Source organism: Robertmurraya sp. (assembly GCF_036676585.1).
Lineage (GTDB): Bacteria > Bacillota > Bacilli > Bacillales > Cytobacillaceae > Robertmurraya_A.
In genome coordinates, this window is record NZ_JAKFCQ010000014.1 from 1 (window position 1) to 2,642 (window position 2,642).

General features: G+C 36.6%; 4 protein-coding genes. 2 read left to right on the forward strand and 2 right to left on the reverse strand.

What is annotated here, in order from left to right:
• Nucleotides 1-659 (reverse strand): DUF4956 domain-containing protein (locus ACGLXV_RS00895; protein ID WP_391557106.1); only part of this gene is annotated, 659 nt, incomplete at its 3' end.
• Between the two features lie 19 nt (nt 660-678).
• On the reverse strand, nt 679-1,377 hold the full coding sequence (locus ACGLXV_RS00900; RefSeq protein WP_391557107.1) for a polyphosphate polymerase domain-containing protein: 699 nt from the start codon (nt 1,375-1,377) through the stop codon (nt 679-681).
• A gap of 296 nt (nt 1,378-1,673) precedes the next feature.
• Here ACGLXV_RS00900 and ACGLXV_RS00905 point away from each other — a divergent pair, with 296 nt between their 5' ends.
• On the forward strand, nt 1,674-1,979 hold the full coding sequence (locus ACGLXV_RS00905) for a PTS sugar transporter subunit IIB (RefSeq protein WP_119710361.1): 306 nt from the start codon (nt 1,674-1,676) through the stop codon (nt 1,977-1,979).
• Between the two features lie 39 nt (nt 1,980-2,018).
• A partial coding sequence (locus ACGLXV_RS00910) for a PTS transporter subunit EIIC (RefSeq protein ID WP_391557108.1) occupies nt 2,019-2,642 on the forward strand: 624 nt, incomplete at its 3' end.

A 2,642-nucleotide genomic window follows, 5' to 3' on the forward strand; every position in this document is an offset into this window, starting at 1 on the left:
CTCAGCATAATAGCAGATCTTACTCCATCCATTTCGGAAATATTGTTGATGAAGCTCATGTCATTGTCCTTCACGCGGACTTCATAAGTGACTTCATATTCACTACCAGGCATTACGGATTTTGATTTAATCGTATGCTTTTTCGAGTTCTCAGATACCACATGTTCTAATGACTTTTCAATCGAATTGCCATTGTATCGTACGACTAATAAATATGGATTTTCCACTTTAATACGATTTCCAAAAAAGATAAGAATAGCTCCAATGAATAGTGAACCAAGAACAGCAAGTGGCACAAAGCCAGCTCCGCTAAGAATACCTACAATAATGGCCCAGAACAAATAGACGATGTCAATTGGATCTTTAATCGGTGTACGGAAACGAACAATCGATAATGCACCAACCATACCAAGTGATAATAATACATTAGATGAGATACCGATAATAACTAATGATGTGGCCATCGACATAACAATTAGTGAGATATTAAAGGTGTGTGAATAGATAACACCTGTGAACGTCTTTTTATATACCCAATAGATAAAGAGTCCAATCACTAATGATGCGAATAATCCAATCAATGAATCGGTGATTGAAAAGCTGCTGGTTTGCTCTAAAAACTTAGACTTAAAAATATCCTGAAAATTAATTGTATCCATTTTTATTCCTCCAATAATATTAACCGAACATACGGCTTATTTGATATTTTGAATACGTGCCTCTTCGTCTGTCATGAAGCTGAACTAACTGCTTGATGACATCAGGTAAAAACTCATCGTACTTTACTTCTAGAATGACGATTCCAGGAGTGGTTTCCACCATTGGTACATCTGGATTTAAAAGATCATTGTTTCGGAAGCTTGTCTTAACTGAGCTATCGAATGTGACTCGGACATTTCCATACTCGTAAATGAAAACCTCTCTCTCATAATCCACGATAGTCACGGGTTTGATTTGCAGGAGATTCATCTGCATGTATAAATCTCTCATCAATGGTCGTGAATCATTTTCCATCCAAGCGATGTCTCCGATTCTTACCTTTTCGTATTCATCAATCGTCATACGACACTTCTGTTTATATGTCATATTGTTTCGTTTGCTCTTTTTTTCGAGATTAATGTAGCTAGTGTTATGGTCATACAGCCTGACACGGAACTTATCTCGTTCGAAAAAGCCTTCCTTCTTTTGTTGAAGAACTTTATTATCAAAATTATCGAAGTATACACTTCGGATTAAGTATTTCCCGTCATTATTAGCGTTTGGGTCAGCCGTCATCACATGCTGTAACTTGCTTCTTAATAAGTAGCAATCCATTTTTGTAATTTCGTGCTTTAGTTCATATCTCCCTTGAACGCCATTTAAGGTCATTGCCTTCACCGTGTTTCAACTCCTTTATGTTAGCTCCTTGATTCACATTATCGGTGGGCAACCTTAAACAAACCTTAAAAGAAATTTACAATCTTAACTTTTAAAAAAAGATTAGGAAATGAACTAGTAATCTATCAGTAATAATTTTTTCCGTTGTGAAACGGAAAAAAGGTAGATATTAATGAAATCGCTTTCATTGTAATATGAAATCAACAAGAAGATAACAACACATCTTCTTAATAAAAAGAACTTATCTCTGATTTATTTACTAATAAGCAATTAAAACACTTTAGGAGGAATTTAAGATGAACATTCTATTATGCTGTGCGGCAGGTATGTCTACAAGTTTACTAGTAACAAAAATGGAAGCGGCTGCAAAAGATCAAGGACTTGATTCAAAGATCTGGGCAGTAAGTGCGGATCAAGTAAAAGCGAATATTGATCAAGCGGATGTACTGCTTCTTGGGCCACAAGTACGTTACCTATTACCTCAAATGCAACAACTAGGAAAAGAAAAGAATATCCCAGTTGATTCTATTAACCCAATCCACTACGGAATGTGTAATGGTGCAGAAGTATTAAAAACAGCAGTAGGACTAACGAATAAATAATTTCTAAAAAACTCTAGGTAGAGAAGGGAATGAAACGTGATGAATAAGTTTTTAGGTTTCCTTGAATCAAAGTTTATGCCTTTTGCTGGTAAATTAGCCGCACAAAGACATTTAGGTGCCTTAAAGGATGGAATCATCCTAGCGATGCCAATGATTATTATCGGTTCTGTATTCCTAATCTTAGGTTTCCTGCCGATTCCAGGTTATGCTGAATTCATGGCAAGCGTGTTCGGAGATCAATGGTTAGCAAAACTAATGTACCCAACAGATGCGACATTTAACATGATGGGTCTAATCGCTGCATTCGGTATTGCGTATCGTCTAGCTGAGCGGTATGGCATTGACGCGATTACAGCTGGGGTAATCTCGCTGTGTGCGTTCTTACTTGCTACACCATTCAATGTACCGTTTACTCCAGATGGAGCAACAGAAGCGATCGCAGTTGGAGGAGCAATTCCAGTTGCATTTATGGGAAGTAAAGGACTTTTCGTAGCGATCCTAATCGGTTTATTCTCAACAGAAGTGTATAACTTCATTCTTAAGAAAAATATTGTTATTAAAATGCCAGATAGCGTTCCACCGGCAGTAAGTAAATCGTTTGTTGCACTTGTTCCTGGTTTTATTGTTATCACTATTATCTTCTTAATTCGTTTAGTAATTGAG

Excerpts from the sequence above, each read along its gene's own strand:
- ACGLXV_RS00905 (WP_119710361.1), top strand. The coding sequence starts at position 1,674 with ATGAACATTCTATTATGCTGTGCGGCAGGTATGTCTACAAGTTTACTA.